Genomic DNA, 13550 nt, shown 5'->3' on the forward strand with positions numbered 1-13550 from the left:
TAATTATGAGCTACAGTTTCGACGCTGAAAAAGTCACAAAGGAAGTAGTAGAGTGGGTACGCGACCTCTTTGAGAGAACAGCAACTCCTCAGACAAACGCAGTTATCGGTATATCAGGCGGCAAGGACAGCTCCGTAGCTGCTGCGGTATGCGCAAAGGCTCTCGGCAAGGACAGAGTTATCGGCGTCCTCATGCCACAGGGCGAGCAGGCTGATATTTCCTACAGTCACCTGCTGGTGGATACTCTCGGCATAAAGAGCTACACTATCAACATCGGCGATACGGTCTCTGCATTCATGGGTGAGCTGAAAAAGCACATGGAGCCCTCAAATCAGGCTGTTGTCAATACTCCCGCACGTATCAGAATGACCACTCTCTATGCAGTTGCAGCCTGCCACAACGGCAGAGTAGTGAACACCTGCAACCTCTCCGAGGACTGGGTGGGCTACTCCACAAAATTCGGTGACGCAGCAGGAGATTTCTCTCCCCTTTCAGACCTCACCGTGACCGAGGTATTGCAGGTGGGCGAGCTTCTGGGACTTCCCAAAGAGCTGGTTCACAAAGTACCTATCGACGGTCTCTGCGGTAAGACTGACGAGGAGAACCTCGGCTTCACATATGCTATGCTGGACAAGTATATCCGCGGCGAGGACGACCTCAGCTCGGTGCCAGAGATAAAGGAAAAGATAGACCGTCTTCACAGGGCTAATCTCCATAAGCTCCAGCTCATGCCAAAGTACGAGCAGAATAAATAATAATTTCAGACAGGGAGTCCATTCGGACTCCCTATCTTTTCGACACACTGCCCTTTTTTCTGCTGTTGACTTTTTTTCCGCGATAGTGTATAATTTTTACATGAACAGGAGATGATAAAATGCGCTCAAAAGGTACTAAAACTATTGCCGAAAACCGCAAAGCCAGACACGATTATTTCGTACTCGAATCCTATGAAGCAGGTATCGAGCTTGTGGGCACAGAGGTAAAATCCATTCGTCAGGGCGGCGTGAACCTCAAGGACTCATGGTGCTCTATTGACAAGGGTGAGCTCTTCGTCCGCGGTATGCACATCTCTCCTTATGAGAAAGGCAATATCTTCAACCGCGACCCGCTGAGAGTGAGAAAGCTCCTCATGCACAAGCGGGAGATCAATAAACTATACGGAACTCTCAAACAGGAGGGACTGTCCCTCATTCCCCTGAGCCTTTATTTCAAGGACTCCCGCGTAAAAATGCAGGTTGGGCTCTGCAAGGGCAAGAAGCTCTACGACAAGCGTGCTGACATCGCAAAGCGTGACGCAAACCGCGAGATAGACCGCAATCTCAAATCACGCAATCAATAACGAATTTCTGCGAGGCAATATTTTTTATGAGAAAATCTTTTCTAACAATATTTATCGCAACTGCTGCATTATCGGTCGGTTGCGGACAAGATATAAAGCCGTCTGCAAATAACAGCAATATTGATACTACATCTGAAATAATCGGGACAACTTCTGCTGATAAACAGGATATTGTTCTCAAAATGCTTGATAATGTTATCCTTTACGGTGAAAAGCTCTCATTACCTTCGTCATTCGACTTGTTCTCAGATGATTATACTGCGGCTGAGCCTATCCCTTATGAAGGAACTGATATAGCACTATATAAGCTATACTACAAAGAAAAGAATATAGGCTTTGCTGACCTCTCCGCAAACAACGAGCTGCACGGATTATACATTGACAATGATGTTCCAAGCAGCGATTTCAGTATCTGCGGTATCGGTTATGACTCATTCAAAGATGATATTCTTCAAGCCTATGGAGAACCGACTGACCAAACAGAAGAAACATTAATTTACGGCGAAAACTCAGATAAACAGGTCGTATTCAGTTTTAACGGTGACAAAATAAGATCTATCAAGATTTTCTGCTAATGGAGGGGCTTCCCTATGATATACCCGCAGCCGCTGAAAAAAGGCGATAAGGTCGCTGTCATATGTCTTTCAAGCGGAATTATCGGCGAACCCTACTGCGCTCACGAAAAAGAGCTGGGCTTGAAGAAGCTCCGCGAATTCGGTCTTGAACCCGTTTTCACAGAGCACGCTCTCATGGGTACGGACTACATCATGTCCCACCCCGAAGCCCGTGCCGCAGACCTTAAATCCGCCTTTCTCGATGACTCCGTAAAGGGCATCATCACTTCCATAGGCGGCATTGAGACATTCCGCACATTCCCATATCTTATGGAGGACGAGGAGTTCATAAATGCTGTTCGACAGCACCCTAAGTTCTTCCTCGGCTTTTCCGATACCACCAATAACCACTTTATGTTCCACCGACTGGGCTTGCAGACTTTCTACGGTCAGGCTTTCATGTGTGACTTGGCGGAGCTTTCGGGAGATATGCTCCCCTACTCAAAGGCACAGTTTGAGAGCTGTTTCAAGCCATATCACGGCAGGAGGATAACTCCCTCAGATGTGTGGTATGAGGAGAGGACCGACTTCTCCGCAGCAGCTGTGGGAACTACACCTGTATCCCATAAGGAAGAACACGGCTATGAGCTTTTGCAGGGCGCTCCCGTATTCGAGGGCGAGCTGTTGGGCGGCTGTATAGACAGCATGGGCGAAATGCTCATGACAGGCAATGCCGAGCGCTATGGTGAGCTGCTTGCGGAAGAATTTGAGAAATGCCCCCGGCTAAAAGAGGACCTCGCAAACCAAAGCGAGATCACAAGAAGATACAACATCTTCCCAACTGCTGAGGAATGGCGGGGCAAGATACTCTTCGCCGAGACAAGCGAGGTAATGCCCACACCCGAAATGCTGAGGGAATACCTTGAAGTACTCAGAGCAGAGGGAGTTTTCGGCAGCATAAACGGTATTATCATAGGAAAGCCCATGAACGAGAAATACTACGATGAATACAAGTCTGTATGGCGGGAGGCCGTGGATAACAGTAAGCTCCCCATACTTTATAATGTCAACTTCGGTCACTCAGCACCGAGAGCTATCCTCCCCTACGGAGCTATGGCTCATGTTGACGCAGAAAAGCAGGAGATCACCCTGCTGTAACAGATATCGACACTGTTTGCAGTTGACAAACCTCTGCAAACAGTGTATAATACTATAAGAAGCATTTCAGCTTCCAACCTCTACCCTCATAATTATGGGGGCGTAAAGGTTTCGACGGGGGTCTTGAAGTGTGATAAGCGAGCGGAGAACGGCATGATCTCCATAACCTGTGCCACGTTTAAATATAAACGCAAGAAATAACATTACAGTTTCTAGAAATAGCGAACTGGTAGCTGCTTAAGTCAGCTTCTGTCCACCGAGGGAGTACCGCGGCTCTCGCTTGGGCATCGATGAGCGGTGAACGATTGACGGAAGTGTCCGTGTCCGTCAGTTGTATACGGACTACCTGTGATAACAGCCCGTTTATCGGCGGTAATTGCAGGGAATCATAATAGGTAAAATACGCTCGTAGAAAGTTGCATGAATGGGCTTTCGGACAGGAGTTCAATTCTCCTCGCCTCCATTCCAAGCTGCCTCTTGGCTCACGCCAAGGGGCTGTAATATTATCAATATTATCAAACAAAACGGACGTCCCCGTATTTGGGAACGTCCGTATTTTTTATCCAAGCGATTTCAGCTTCTTCTGGAGCTCTATCATGTGGTTACGGCAGGCGGTTATCTCGCCCGTATACTTGTTGAACCACTCTACGTCCATTTCATCAGGCTGCTCCTGCAAAAGAATTGCCTGTACCAGCGCCGACTGAGAACGTGAACGCTTTCGCTCGATCTCTTTTATAGTGCTCATGCAGAGCTTTATTTCTTTTTTAAGACGTCTTTTTTCGCCCATGATAAAACCTCCTCTGCATCAATTTCCCTGTTTATCGACTGCTTCCACAACAGCCGATACCTCATCGTAGCCCTTGTCCAGACCGTCAATAACATCGCTGAGAGCCGTTTTCATTTCTTCAAGCTTGTTCTTCATCTGTTCGGGATACTTCATAAGGCAGGTAGTTATTTCGTTTATTGCCTTTTTTTCTTCCTCGGAAGAATCAATAAGGAACTTAAACGAATTGGCAGCGCTCATATCGCTGACTATACGCATATACCTCAGCTCCAGATCGCCCTCGCCGTTTGTATAGGAATCAATATCCGTGATGACCTTGGTAAGATTCGTCCTGTACTGCTTGCGGTATGTTTCCTGTATTCTCTTGGTCTCGTCAATGTAAAGTGCGATGAATACAAGAAGAGCTATGAATGTTATCAGAAAGAGTATGATCGCACTAATCATTCTCCTTTTCATCAGTTTCTCTTGATTCAATCGTCTTCACCTCGTTTTCAGGATCGTATCCTATCTCTTCAAGACGTTTCTTCTCCTTTTCGATAGCTTCACGCATTGCAGCATTCCGCTTTTCTTCGGGAGTGAGCTTCTCCTTTTCCGCAGCCTCTCTGCCTATCTTCACCACTGTCTTTGCCTCATACATTGAGATAAACAGCATCGGTATCACTACCAGAAGCAGCAGAAGCTTCTTTACGTCCATAAAGGAGTTCACCCATATGAAGAACCTCGCCTTGCCTGTGTATTTTCCGACTATCTTGTCCTGCGGAACACTTACGGTATCGGAAACAGGATTTGCGTCGCCCTTTGTAATGTAGCTTCCGTCATCGTTCTTACCCACTATCCTGTGAGTAACGAGAAGTCCGCGTATATCGCTCTGCTCCGAATAGAAGGAGATTATATCGCCCTCCGAGAGAGCGTCGGTATCGGTCTTTTCCACGACTATATAATCGCCCACGTGTATCGAAGGCTCCATACTTCCTGTGACTACCTTCAGCACGCTTTTGCCGAATACCTTTACTGCCTTGCCCTGTGCCGAGCAAGCCATTACGTATATTACGAATGCAAGAGCGATCGCCGTTATGACAATAACTATTATATTGGATATCCTATTGGAGTTATCCTCCTTTTCAGTATCCTTGATATCCTCATTGCTGATGCTTGCTTCGCTTTCGCGGATACTCTTTTCGATCTCCAGCTTGTCATTTTTGCGCTCCTGGACAGCACGGCTGATCTTCCTGATGACGCTTACGCGGTACTCTCTGTAGAGTCTCTTCATCTCAAGGTCGATAGCCTTCTGCTCCTCGGGAGTTCTCTTAGGCGGAGTATATGCAGGTCTCGGCTTGTTCCTGTCAGCCTTGCGCTTCTTGCGCTTGAACTTCATATCGCCGATGAATCGCATTATGTCGTATTTCGGACTGCGGGCGTACTTCTTGTAGTACACCTCCATATCCTGACGCTGCTGCTTTTCCTGCTCCTTGAGCTCCTGTTTTTTCTTCCTGTCGGCAAGTATCTGTCTGTACCTTGGATTATCCGTATCCTCGGGCACGATACCGAATACAACTGCCAGCAGGTGCTTTATCAGTCTTATGAGAACGTATATGGGATTCCACGAATATTCGCGGTATATCTCCTTGAAAGGCTTGCTTTCCAGACGTTTTCTTTCGGCTTTGAGACGCTGAGCCCGTTCTGCCTCGGCTCTTTCCTTTTCCAGTCTCTGCTGCTCCAGCTTCTTTCGCGCCGCAACAGCTCTCGGATCCTCAAAGGCTTCCTCATCGCCGTTCTCGTCCATTTCAGCCTTGACCTCAGCGATCTCCTCTTCGGTGACCTCACTGTAAGCCTGCTTTTCAAGCTCTGACTCGTCGGGCTCCTTGGTCTGGAGAGCCTCTTCGTCAAGGCCCTCAGCCTCGCCCAGCTCGTTACGAGCCATTTCCTTATTCTGCCTGATGCGCTCACGCTCGGCAGCGATACGCTCTTCTTCCTCGCGTTTCAGGCGCTTTTCTTCTTCACGCAGCCGCATCTCTTCCAGACGGGCAAGACGCTCTTCCTCCAGCCGCTGGCGTTCCCGCTCCTCTGCTTCCTGCTCGGCGCGTTTTTTCTCCAGCATTTCCTGAACTCTGCGTTCTTCCTCTTCCTTTTCGATACGGATACGCTCCAGCTCTGCAAGCCTTGCTTCCTCGATACGCTTCTGCTCGGCAAGTCTTGCTTCTTCCTCCTGCCGTCGCTTTTCTTCCTCCTGCCTTGTCTGTTCAAGCTCGGCAAGATACGCCGTCTCGATCTTTATGACCTCCGAGAGCTGCTCGAACATTACATTAAGGTCAACAGGCAGTCGCTTTTCAAATCTGAACGTACCCTCAGCGGCAATATATCCTGCCGTAGTCTCGGAGGATACGCTGTAGTCCGCAGCCAGCTCCTTGTCGAACTTCTTGATGAACTTCGGCGCCAGAGGCTTTGAGGTACTTGTTTTCAGCTCTTTCATCTTGTCCGTACTGTCATTGTTATTATAAGTACGGAAGAGCAGAAGATTCAGCACAACCAGCTTGTAGAAGTCGTCAACGTACTCCGCCTGAGGCTGCATAGCCGTATTCTGCACGTTTATCTCGTAGCCCACCTTGTCGTAGCTCTCTATGTACTGCCATAGAGTAAGACAGGCTTTAAGGTCTACGTTTTTCATGATAGCATTGGTTCGCATTACCGGCGGACGGATATATGTATTGCCGAGAGTTCGGCAGAGCTCCGAACCCTTGTAGCCCTCAATGGCTGTTTTCAGCTTTTCCACTCGCTGCCATACGGTATATCCGTTGGCGTCATAGGAATCGAGGCTGTCCACCGTTTCGATCTTTACGTCTATCTTCATTTTTCCGCCTGCGCCGTCGTCCACCTCGGTGTCGTAGCCGAGAGTGAACACCTCTTCGTCGCGGGACACCTGCGCAAGCTTCTCATATCTTGTGTTTATGAATATGTAAAGTCGGTCTACCAGTGTATTTACGAATTTATTCTCATACGTCATAAGGCTTTCTTCCTTATGGACGTTGAGTATCTTCGAGGGAGTTATCTTTCCCGTTTTTTTGTCAATGCTCTGTATAAGGTCGGTATGCTGTGCAAGATGCTTTACCGATTCTACCGTAGTCTTTCTCGACAGCGCAATGGGCACAATCTCTTCCACGTCCTCAATGGTACGCCGCGGATTTCTCAGGAAATTGTCCACATGGAGGATACCCTTTTCGATAGCCTCTACCCATGATACGTCTATGGCCTTCTCCATTATCTTCCTGTTGAAAGCGAAGGTATTGCGGCTGGAATTCAGCAGAGAATCAAGTGCCTGATATAGCTCATCACCGTCGAATACTTCGGTAAGTATCTCAAACTGATCGTACCATTTCCTGTATAAATCGTTCACTTGTTCTCACCTGCTCTTTATCCGAATCAGAACAGCTTCTGGAGTCTTTCGAGATAAGCTATAGATTCGTTCATCTTGTTTTTACCGAAGGTCTTTGTCATGTAAGCGCAGAGCTCGCGGAGCTCCTCTCTCAGCATAGCAAGGTTGAGTGACTCGAACTTTCGGAATATCTTTGTAGCCAGTATGTAGTCGATGCCGTCCAGCTCGTCGCCGCCGCAGGCTACATATACGGGAACAAAGAGGTTCATCTGCTTGAGGATACGGTTACCGAAGGCAACTCTCAGCTTTTCTATTACCCAGAGGTCAAGCTGCTGTATCTTCTTGAGATTTTCCTGTGAGATAGGATACTTGTCGAATGCCTCTCTGAACAGCTTGTCAAGATGCTCAAAGCCCAGATTCATAGGCGGTGTATCGGGAGCGTCAAAGGCAACGCCCTTGCTGTCAAGGTTGATAGGCTGCGCACGGTCGTATACCTTATCGGAAATAGCAAAGGTAGAGTCGTCGTTATTAGCAGTACCTACGTACCAGATATTCTGCGGGATACGTATCTTGCCCTTGTCAAGGTTCACAGGGTCGGTGCTCCATACATTCGGAACGATGTCAAGCTCCCACTCGTCAGCATTTGGCATTTCGAGAATGGAGAGCATTTCCGCGAAGTAGTACTCAACACGGGCGATGTTCATCTCATCGAGGAGGATGAGGTTTACATCGTTGTTATAGCCCGAAGCATATATTCTCTTGAGGACTTCCGTCTCGTTGAAGTTCTTGGTAAATTCATTGAAGTATCCGAAGAGCTCCGTTCTGTCACGCCATGACGGCTGAACGGAAGCAATGGTGGTATCGACCTGTAAGAACTTACCGAATGAGTATGGAAGCGAGGTCTTACCTGTACCTGAGATACCCTGCAGGATAATGAGCTTGGTGGAAGCCATACCAGCAAGGAAGAGCCATATGATCTTGGGCTCGTAATAAAGATGCATTCTCGAGCAGGCAAAATTGCGGAAGTTCTCGCAAATGCTTGGAAGATCTATCTCGTTATCATACTCGGGAGGAGTATAGGTCTTGTAGAAGGTATCCACCTCGATGAGCTTGGAGAATCTGTGCTCTGTGGTCTGCACAACACCGCTCTCAACAACAGCAGGAGCAGCTGCTTCTCCGCCCTCCCCCTCGGCAGTCATAGTGCCGTCCGCAAGGGAAAGAGCTCCCGAGCCTGCGGGAAGTCCCATCTGAGCCACCTTCATAGCCATGATCTCGTCCTTTTCCTTGGTCATCTTCAGCACCTTTCGCTGGAGCTCCGATATCTCCTCAAGAAGATCCTCGTTGCTGACCAGAGAATGGCGGAAGCGGATATACTTCCTTATTCCGAGGAATATCATCATAAATATGAGCACATAGATAGCTATGACTATGATGATGGCGAGTATGGACAGGACCCAGCTGAGAGCGCTGTAATCCTGGGAATGCTCTTTAAAGATATTTATATAGTTTTTGATATTGAATATCTGCTTTATTCCGTGTCCGAAGCCCTTTACGATGTCCGCATAGCCTTTCAGCATCTCGGAAATAAAAGCAAAAAACCATTTCAGAAATTCATTCATAGATATACTCCGAAAGTCAAATGCTTTCCCCTATATCGCATATTACTCAGCAGCTTCACCTGTTTTTTCTGCTGCCTCTGCGACAGACTCAGCGGTCTCCGCCGCATTTTCTGCAATATTTTTGGCGTTATCGGCTGTTTTTTCTGCTGTCTCTTCTATCTTTTCTGCTGTTTCATTCTTTGCTTCTTCAATAAGCTTTTCAGCCTTATCCTTTACGTCTTCAAACTTTTCAACTGCCTCTTTTTTAGCCTCTTCAAGGTTTTCGGCAGCCTTGCCTGCTGCACTGCTAACAGGCTCGGAAGCCTTTGCTGCCGCAGCTTCGGCGGATTCGCCCTTGCTTGCAAGGTACTCCTCGATAGCACGTCTTTTGATCTCCTCCTCGTCCAGCTGCTCCGCAGGATCGGGACGCTTTGCCTCGATAAGAGCAACGATGAACTTGTAGAGCTCGAACAGGAAGAACAGTGCCATAGGGAGAACGATACAGATGAAGAAGCCCTTCTTTGTACGCATGAAGTTGAGCGCCTTTCCAACTCCCGATATCTTGGTCTCTGTCCACTTACCGATAAGATCGCCCGAATATGCGGGAGATGTATCGTTTACGGAGTTGTTGTCGCCTCGTGTGATGAAGTTCCTTGAACCATCATTATCCTCGACCTCAACGATCCTATGGGTATTCTTTACTCTCTTACCGTCAATAACGGTCCAGAAAGTGATGACGTCCCCCGCTTTAAGACTGTTCAGGTCGTCTATCTCCTTACAGATGATGAGATCGCCCTTGCTGAATGTGGGCTTCATTGAGTCCGATTCTACTGTCATTGGGATAAATCCGAATATGTTGGCAACGCCGTTGTTCTTTCCCGATGAGAAAACTATTATAGTGACAAGGAATGCGATTATAAGCACGATCCATGCAAGTACGTTTGCAGTCACTCTTAGTACCTTTTTCATATTATTAATTCTCCTTTATATTACGTAGATTCAGTTATCTTAAAGCTCATACTCAGCTTTAGTGTTCCGCCGATAATGTCGTCGATACAGTCGGGATCATTTCCCTCAAGCCATATCACGACTGTGTATTTGTCTTTATCCTTTGCCTTGAATCCCTCCGAAGAAGTCCTCATAACAACACTTGAGGTCAGGAATTCGCTGTCGCAGTCGCTCTCCATGCCGCCGCCGTTGGACTTGGTCTTGCCGTAAACAGTTTTGACTCCGTTTTTATATACGGCGACCCTGACGGCTTCATCAACGTTTTTAGTCACGTTTTCAATGAGCATCTCGCCTGTATACGACAGCGTATCGTCTCCCGAATTTATCAGATAAAAGGTATAGGCGATGTAATTATCGCCGTTATGGCTTCCGTTTACCTTGTCGATATTTTCGGGGAGGTCTTCTCCGCTGATATTGGTCATATCGTAGACAATATCCGCATTGAGGACCGCGATAGATTTATCATACTCGGGAGCTTCCGAAAGCGAAAGTCCCTGCTTGACCATATCGTATTTATTGACCTTGACCGTAAAGCTGCCGAATTTATCGTAAAAGTACGATATACCATAGGCTATGGCGACAATAAGTATAAGTATTATCGCAAGCAGTCCAAGGACGCGCATCAATACCGTATGGCGCTTGACCTCTTTGGCGGTTCTTCTGAGTTCAAGGACATCAACTACCTTTTTATCCACACTGAACTCTCCAATCCATTATAAATTTTTTCAAGAATCTGATCTCCTTCTGACATATCGTTCCGTCATATACTTTCCCGAAAGGCTTCCTGCGCAGTAAGAACATTCAAATGAATACAGCGTTTCAGCCTGCCGGCTGTTTGTAACTCCGTCAGCGACAGGCTCAGAGCCTATATCGTTTACGAAGGAAATTATTGATCTGACAGCGTTGTCCGAGCGCTCGCCCCTGCCTATGTAATTTGTTACCTCGGGGCTTAGCATTACGAAATCAACGGGAAAATCCGAAAGGCGCATGAGCGGACAGTTGCTTGCACCGAAATTGGTAAGCATGAAGTGAAAGCCCAGATTGCGCATTACCTGTATCGTTGAGGGCACCTGCTCGTCAGTCTCCATGAGGAGCTTCTCGGAGAGCTCAAAACAAATGCGTGTTGTTGGTATCTGATGACGTGACGCGTACTCCGTGGCTATCTTCGAGGTGCGCTTTTCTCTAAGCATTCGCACGGGAAGATAGACCGAAAGCCAGCTGAAATTCAGATCGCGCTCGTAGAAAACGGCGTTTGCTTCGAGAGCCTGTACCAGTTCAAGCCTGAAAAGCTGGTCTGCCTGATTGGTCATCTCGCAGACGTCACGGTATTTATCGGGAGAAAGGACTCCCAGCTTGGGAGTATTCAGCATTGTACGGGACTGGTAAAATGCAGTCTGACCGCTTGCTATCTCCCTTATGTTGCGGTAATTAAGCTCAACAGCTCTTAAACCGCCTACAGTGGTCTGAACACCTTTATCTGCCATATTACCGCCCTCCTTTTACATTATATATATTTTATATTTGTTTTATTATACCATAATTACTGCGCAATGTCAATGAAATAACTATTAATTATAACAAAAAAGCAGTGATTTTTAACGAAAAGCAGTATGATAAGGGAATTTCACGGCGAAATCATTTAATGGAAAAAACGTCCCCCTCTCGAAAAGAGAGGGGGACGCCATGTTAAAGAGGTTTTTATGAGCCATTGATGAAAACTACTTATTTTTACCCGCCAAACTGCTGCTTAGCGGAATAAAGCATACCCAAAGGCTTCTAAAAACTGGAATGGAGGAGTAAAAAAATGAGAATTTTCATTAGCACACTTTGCAAATCTGTTATACCTTTTGTTTACAATTACATTATAGCGCAGCTAACCCTTGATGTCAACATTTTTCTGTATTATTCACATTACAGAAAAACTTTTTAGCATTATGCATAAATAATTGTACTGTGATTGTAGATTAAGTGCAAATCACGATAACTTATTGTATATTTATTTTCTTTTTTCTGACCAATTTTATTCCGAATGCAGTAAAAAAATAATAATTGATATGTTTTCGCACTTTTCCATAAAATTTTGCGTCTCCTCTATTGAAATATATGCATTTTTGTGATATAATACATTACAATAAATGTTTTTTAAGGGAACGGAGCTCTGTCATCAAGGGGGGCGACAGTTTTCCGTATTATGAGAAGTCACACCTATTTTATGAAAGGACAGATCTGTATGACATATTCAGCAGAAGAAATCAGAGCTGCATTAAAAAATAACGAGCTTACCGCCTACTATCAGCCCCAGTACGACGCGCTGACCACTCAGCTGAAATGCGCTGAGGCTCTGGTGCGCTGGATAAAGCCCGACGGCACTGTTATTTCGCCGTATTTCTTCATTCCCGTAGCTGAGGAATCCGACCTTATCATGGAGATCGACTGGTACGTTATGGAGCTGGTGTGCAAAACACTGGAAAAGCAGAACATGATGCCACAGTTCCCTATATCAGTCAATTTCTCCCGAAAGCACATAAAGGAAGAAAATTTCGCCGAGAAGCTCACCGCTCTTGTTGACAAATACGACCTTCCCCACCCTCTCATCGAGGTGGAGATAACCGAGTCCGCTATGGTTGGCGAGCAGGATAATATCCTCAAATGGATAGTATCTATCAGAAATGCGGGCTTTTCCGTGGCTATAGACGACTTCGGCAGCGGTCTTTCGTCACTCCAGTTCGTCAAGGATATCCCTGCCGATGTGCTGAAAATAGACAAGTCCCTGTTCAGCCACAACTGCGAGGACGAAAAAGAGCGCATAGTTCTTGAGAGTATATTCAGCTTCGCCCACAGACTTCACATGAAAACTGTGGCAGAGGGCGTTGAGACCAAAGAGCAGCTGGGATTTCTCAGGACCTGCGACTGCAACAGGATACAGGGCTATCTCTTTGCAAAGCCCATGCCCGAGGAGGACTACCTCGCCCTATGCATGGTACATAAAGCAGTGGAGGAGCCGACCGACATACTCCAGCTCCAGAGTCCCGCAAGTGCGGTAAATCTGCTTCTTGAAGCTGTTTTCCGCCGCTATCCCCTTGTTATATTCACAAATCTCAGCAGAAATACATTCTATATGATGGCGTATCAGAACTTCACCACTACCTCCTGCCCGTCAACTGGTGTGTTCGACGAGCTCATAGTCCACGGTACGAGCAGCATGCACCCCAAGGATCGTGAAGCCTTCGCCACCACCTTTGACCGAAGGAACCTCATTGCAAAATACAACGAGGGCGCACAGGAGATACGCCTTGTCACAAGGCAGCTTGGCGACGACGGTATCTACCGCAAGGTGGAGACCACCGACTACTTCGTAAAGAGCAGTTACACCGAGGACATAATCGCCATAACTCTCTGTGAGAATCTGCCCGATTGATATAAGCCCCTTTGCCCGCCGTTTCGGCGGGCTTTTTTTCGCAGTTTTTCAGGTACCCGCTGTACCTATGACAATTTTTGCGATAAAGCCCCGAAAAATACTTCACTGCTCCGTATACTATAAAGGGATAATATTATGTTAAAAATCCGTTACTGCAATAAAATAAAGAATATTCCGCATTTTTTGAACAAAAAACGTAATTTTTGAGTAGACAAGCTATTACTATCGTGCTATAATAATAAAAAAAGATACCATAAATAAATATAAAAAGTAAAAACATATAAAAATCCTTACCTGTGCTCATAAGATAAAAGGCACATT

At 46.6% G+C, this 13550-nt stretch carries 12 protein-coding genes and 1 other RNA gene; 6 read left to right on the forward strand and 7 right to left on the reverse strand.

Annotation, left to right across the window (positions count from 1 at the left end):
* The first annotated feature begins 5 nt into the window (after positions 1–5).
* The 5 genes from nadE to ssrA all read left to right on the forward strand — a co-directional run bounded on the left by nadE (position 6) and on the right by ssrA (position 3517).
* Positions 6–755, forward strand: coding sequence for an NAD(+) synthase (gene nadE / locus N774_RS0104745; protein ID WP_024860137.1), 750 nt, complete (start codon positions 6–8; stop codon positions 753–755).
* 119 nt (positions 756–874) lie between these two features.
* Entirely contained in the window at positions 875–1339 is a 465-nt protein-coding gene (gene smpB / locus N774_RS0104750; protein WP_024860138.1) for an SsrA-binding protein SmpB, read from the forward strand.
* Positions 1340–1365: 26 nt separating this feature from the next.
* Positions 1366–1914 (forward strand): hypothetical protein, encoded by a 549-nt coding sequence (locus tag N774_RS0104755; RefSeq protein WP_024860139.1) that lies wholly within the window; start codon positions 1366–1368, stop codon positions 1912–1914.
* A gap of 15 nt (positions 1915–1929) precedes the next feature.
* Positions 1930–3051, forward strand: a complete 1122-nt coding sequence (locus tag N774_RS0104760; RefSeq protein WP_024860140.1) for a S66 family peptidase — start codon at positions 1930–1932, stop codon at positions 3049–3051.
* 96 nt (positions 3052–3147) lie between these two features.
* Positions 3148–3517: a transfer-messenger RNA gene (gene ssrA / locus N774_RS18710) on the forward strand.
* A gap of 93 nt (positions 3518–3610) precedes the next feature.
* On the opposite strand, the gene N774_RS0104765 is transcribed toward ssrA, so the two are convergent.
* The 7 genes from N774_RS0104765 to N774_RS0104795 are packed head-to-tail and all read right to left on the reverse strand — an operon-like array spanning position 3611 to position 11295.
* Entirely contained in the window at positions 3611–3838 is a 228-nt protein-coding gene (locus tag N774_RS0104765) for a hypothetical protein (RefSeq protein WP_024860141.1), read from the reverse strand.
* Between the two features lie 18 nt (positions 3839–3856).
* Complete coding sequence (locus N774_RS0104770) at positions 3857–4291, reverse strand: hypothetical protein (protein WP_242836560.1); 435 nt, start codon at positions 4289–4291, stop codon at positions 3857–3859.
* A complete protein-coding gene (locus N774_RS0104775) occupies positions 4272–7226 on the reverse strand; it encodes a signal peptidase I (protein ID WP_024860143.1) in 2955 nt (984 codons plus the stop codon). The genes N774_RS0104770 and N774_RS0104775 overlap by 20 nt, the downstream gene beginning before the upstream one ends.
* Positions 7227–7252: 26 nt before the next feature.
* The gene (locus tag N774_RS0104780) at positions 7253–8824 is read right to left on the reverse strand and encodes a hypothetical protein (protein WP_024860144.1); all 1572 of its coding nucleotides are present in this window, start codon (positions 8822–8824) and stop codon (positions 7253–7255) included.
* A 42-nt stretch (positions 8825–8866) separates the two neighbouring features.
* Complete coding sequence (locus N774_RS16870) at positions 8867–9772, reverse strand: signal peptidase I (RefSeq protein ID WP_024860145.1); 906 nt, start codon at positions 9770–9772, stop codon at positions 8867–8869.
* Between the two features lie 20 nt (positions 9773–9792).
* Positions 9793–10506 carry a hypothetical protein gene (locus N774_RS0104790; protein ID WP_024860146.1) on the reverse strand — a complete coding sequence of 238 codons (714 nt, stop codon included), beginning with the start codon at positions 10504–10506 and terminating at the stop codon, positions 9793–9795.
* A gap of 30 nt (positions 10507–10536) precedes the next feature.
* Positions 10537–11295 carry an EAL domain-containing protein gene (locus N774_RS0104795; protein WP_024860147.1) on the reverse strand — a complete coding sequence of 253 codons (759 nt, stop codon included), beginning with the start codon at positions 11293–11295 and terminating at the stop codon, positions 10537–10539.
* Positions 11296–12041: 746 nt separating this feature from the next.
* Here N774_RS0104795 and N774_RS0104800 point away from each other — a divergent pair.
* Complete coding sequence (locus N774_RS0104800) at positions 12042–13229, forward strand: EAL domain-containing protein (RefSeq protein WP_024860148.1); 1188 nt, start codon at positions 12042–12044, stop codon at positions 13227–13229.
* Positions 13230–13550: the final 321 nt, after the last annotated feature.

It is taken from the genome of Ruminococcus flavefaciens AE3010, assembly GCF_000526795.1.
GTDB lineage: Bacteria > Bacillota > Clostridia > Oscillospirales > Ruminococcaceae > Ruminococcus > Ruminococcus flavefaciens_D.